This is a genomic window from Phocaeicola sp., from assembly GCF_048170425.1.
GTDB lineage: Bacteria > Bacteroidota > Bacteroidia > Bacteroidales > Bacteroidaceae > Phocaeicola.
This window is the reverse complement of the sequence record NZ_DBEXBB010000019.1, coordinates 1-3,599: the sequence shown is the minus strand read 5'-3', so window position 1 is coordinate 3,599 and position 3,599 is coordinate 1. Positions and strand designations below refer to the sequence as shown.

Below are 3,599 nucleotides of genomic sequence, written 5' to 3'. Positions count from 1 at the left end.
CAGCAGCAGGTTCAATACCGTATTCTTCTTTAAGGATAGTTGCAAGTTCATTAACTTCTTTTACTGTCAAGTTAACTAATTGTTCTGCAAAAGCTTTCAAATCTGCCATTTTTGTATGAAATTTAATTGTTTGTACTATTTAAATATTAAAGTTGTTTGGTATATTCTCGACTAGGCACAGAGTGCAATTATTCTGCACGTTCTGCCAAAGTCTGAAGAACTCCGTGAATGGTGTTGCCACCTGATTGAAGAGCCGAGATAACGTTCTTTGCAGGAGACTGCAGCAAAGCCACGATTTCTGCAATAACTTCGTTCTTGCTCTTGATTGTTGCGAGAGCTTCCAACTGGTCTGCACCCACGTAGAATCCTTCTTCTGCATAAGCAGCTTTCAGGGCAGGAACTCCATCTTTATATTCCTTCAACAATTTTGCCGGAGCATTAGCTGTTTCACAGAACATTACAGAAGTAGTACCCTTCAAAGAATCAAACAATGGTGAGTAATCCACATCCAAGCTCATCAAAGCCTTGTGAAGCAAAGAATTCTTCACAACTATCAGCTTGATACCAGCCTTGAAACATTTTTTACGCAGGTCACTTGTAGCAGCTGCATCCATTGCAGTTGTATCCACCAAGTAAAAATGTCCGTATTGCTTTACAGTATCTGCTAACTGACCAATAATTACGCCTTTATCTTCCTTTCTCATGATTCCTCCTTAATTATTAGATTTCGTCTACTGATTTAGGGTCAATCTTAATACCCTTACTCATAGTACTTGAAAGATAAATACTCTTGATATAAGTACCTTTAGCTGTGGTCGGTTTCAGTTTAATGATAGTAGCGATAAATTCTTTCGCATTTTCACGGATCTGCTCAGCAGAGAAAGAAACCTTACCAATTGAAGTATGAACGATACCGCTCTTATCAACCTTAAAGTCAATCTTACCTTGCTTAACTTCCTTAACAGCCTTAGCTACATCCATAGTTACAGTACCGCTTTTCGGGTTCGGCATCAATCCACGAGGACCAAGCACACGACCCAGCGCACCAATCTTACCCATGATAGACGGCATAGTGATAATCACATCAATATCAGTCCATCCACCTTTGATCTTTTCAATATATTCATCAAGACCAACATAGTCAGCTCCAGCCTCTTTTGCAGCAGCTTCAGCATCCGGTGTACACAGAACAAGCACACGTACCTGTTTTCCAGTTCCATGAGGAAGAGAAACAACGCCTCTTACCATCTGGTTAGCCTTACGAGGGTCTACACCTAAACGTACGTCAATATCTAATGAAGCATCAAACTTTGTAAAAGTAATTTCCTTTACCAATTCAGAAGCTTCCTTCAGTGAGTATGCTTTCCCTGCTTCAATCTTTTCTGCAGCCAACTTTTGATTTTTTGTCAGTTTACCCATTATCAATTGAAGTTAATTAGTTATTACCCGGGAAGTCACCTTTTACAGCGATACCCATACTTCTAGCTGTTCCTGCTACCATTGACATAGCAGATTCGATAGTAAAGCAGTTCAAGTCAACCATCTTATCCTGAGCAATTGCACGAATCTGATCCCAAGTCAGTTCAGCGACTTTCTTACGATTAGGTTCTGCAGATCCACTCTTGATTTTGGCAGCCTCAAGCAACTGAATAGCCACAGGAGGAGTTTTGATTACGAAATCAAAAGACTTGTCTGTGTAGTAGGTAATGATTACAGGTAATACTTTACCTGCCTTGTCCTGGGTTCTGGCGTTGAATTGCTTGCAAAATTCCATGATATTGATACCCTTAGAACCCAAAGCAGGTCCAACGGGAGGTGATGGATTTGCAGCGCCTCCTTTAATCTGTAATTTGATTAGTCCAGCAACTTCTTTAGCCATTTTCTTTTGTAATTTTTATATAAGTATTTAACGAATAGAACAATTGCACGTAACAAAATGCATTATTCTTTTTCCACATCCGTAAAGCCTAATTCCAACGGAGTTTTCCGTCCGAATATTTTGACCATTACTTTCAGCTTACGTTTTTCCGCATTTACTTCTTCAATGAGACCACTGAATCCGCTGAACGGGCCAACGCTTACTTTCACTGTTTCTCCTACGGTATAAGGGATATTCAAATCCTCTCCGCTTTCCTGAAGTTCATCTACCGTACCCAGAATACGATTCACTTCCGATTGTCTCAGAGGAACCGGGTGATCCAGTCCTCCTAAGAAACCAATTACGTTAGGAGTATTTCTCAAATGATGAGCAACCTCACCAACCAAAGCGGCTTCCACCAGAACATAACCAGGAAGATAAGTCCTTTCTTTTACGATTTTCTTACCATTACGAACCTGATACGTCTTTTCGGTCGGAATCAACACCTGAGACACGTAGTCACCAAGGTTACCATGCTTGATGTCTGCATCAAGATATTCTTTCACCTTGTTTTCCTTTCCACTCACAGCACGTAATACGTACCATTTTTTTTCAATCTCAGACATTTTTTCTTACTGTTTTAGTGCGGATAGATAACATCTTCCATAATAAACTGGAAGGCAGAATCCATTAGAAAAACAACGAGTGCAATGAGGAGGGAAGCAGTTAAAACAACCACTGCACTACTAGAAAGTTCTGAACGAGTAGGCCATGATACTTTATGGACTAGTTCGTCATAAGATTCCTTACAATAATTTGTTATCTTTGTAAACATATTCTATCAATTTTAGCACGGGAAGAGAGGCTCGAACTCCCGACACTCGGTTTTGGAGACCGATGCTCTACCAACTGAGCTATTCCCGTAAAAATAGTTCCCGAATTCCTCCGGGAACTATCAATCTATCTATTCTAAGATATATTATTAGTCAAGAAGTTCTGTAATCTGACCAGCACCTACTGTACGACCACCTTCACGGATAGCGAAGCGCAGACCTACGTTCAATGCAACCGGATAAATCAACTCAACATTGATTGTTACGTTATCACCCGGCATTACCATGTCTGTTCCTTCCGGCAAAGAGATTTCACCTGTACAGTCCATAGTACGCAGATAGAACTGAGGACGATATTTGTTGTGGAACGGAGTGTGACGACCACCTTCTTCTTTCTTCAGGATATAAACCTCAGCTTTGAACTTAGAGTGAGCCTTAACCTGACCCGGGTGACACAAAATCATACCACGTTTGATTTCGTTCTTGTCGATACCACGAAGCAACAAACCTACGTTATCACCAGCTTCACCCTGATCCAGCAATTTGCGGAACATTTCAACGCCAGTTACAACTGACTTCTTGTCTTCACCAAGACCCAAGATTTCAACTTCGTCACCAACCTTGATCACACCAGCTTCGATACGACCAGTAGCTACAGTACCACGACCAGTGATTGAGAATACGTCTTCAACCGGCATCAAGAACGGTTTATCGATATCACGCGGAGGCAGAGGAATCCAGTTATCAACTGCATCCATCAATTCCATAACTTTTTCTTCCCACTGAGGAACACCGTTCAATGCGCCCAAAGCAGAACCGCGGATGATAGGAGTATTATCACCATCGAATTCATAGAATGACAACAGTTCACGCATTTCCATTTCAACCAGTTCCAACATTTCTTCGTC

General features: G+C 41.1%; 6 protein-coding genes, 1 tRNA gene and 1 pseudogene. All 8 read right to left on the bottom strand.

Annotation, left to right across the window (positions count from 1 at the left end; translation table 11 throughout):
- Positions 1-109, bottom strand: a pseudogene (locus ACMJ0U_RS00820) (50S ribosomal protein L7/L12); the annotation flags it as partial.
- 79 nt (positions 110-188) lie between these two features.
- Positions 189-704 carry a 50S ribosomal protein L10 gene (gene rplJ / locus ACMJ0U_RS00815; protein ID WP_022054164.1) on the bottom strand — a complete coding sequence of 172 codons (516 nt, stop codon included), beginning with the start codon at positions 702-704 and terminating at the stop codon, positions 189-191.
- A 16-nt stretch (positions 705-720) separates the two neighbouring features.
- Positions 721-1,419, bottom strand: a complete 699-nt coding sequence (rplA, locus tag ACMJ0U_RS00810; RefSeq protein ID WP_007564158.1) for a 50S ribosomal protein L1 — start codon at positions 1,417-1,419, stop codon at positions 721-723.
- 16 nt (positions 1,420-1,435) lie between these two features.
- The gene (gene rplK / locus ACMJ0U_RS00805) at positions 1,436-1,879 is read right to left on the bottom strand and encodes a 50S ribosomal protein L11 (RefSeq protein WP_007564157.1); all 444 of its coding nucleotides are present in this window, start codon (positions 1,877-1,879) and stop codon (positions 1,436-1,438) included.
- Positions 1,880-1,941: 62 nt separating this feature from the next.
- Entirely contained in the window at positions 1,942-2,484 is a 543-nt protein-coding gene (nusG, locus tag ACMJ0U_RS00800) for a transcription termination/antitermination protein NusG (RefSeq protein WP_007564156.1), read from the bottom strand.
- Between the two features lie 14 nt (positions 2,485-2,498).
- A complete protein-coding gene (gene secE / locus ACMJ0U_RS00795; protein WP_007564155.1) occupies positions 2,499-2,693 on the bottom strand; it encodes a preprotein translocase subunit SecE in 195 nt (64 codons plus the stop codon).
- Between the two features lie 16 nt (positions 2,694-2,709).
- A tRNA-Trp gene (locus ACMJ0U_RS00790) sits at positions 2,710-2,782 on the bottom strand.
- Between the two features lie 58 nt (positions 2,783-2,840).
- Positions 2,841-3,599: EF-Tu/IF-2/RF-3 family GTPase (locus tag ACMJ0U_RS00785; protein WP_417127519.1), on the bottom strand; the 759-nt coding region annotated here is incomplete at its 5' end.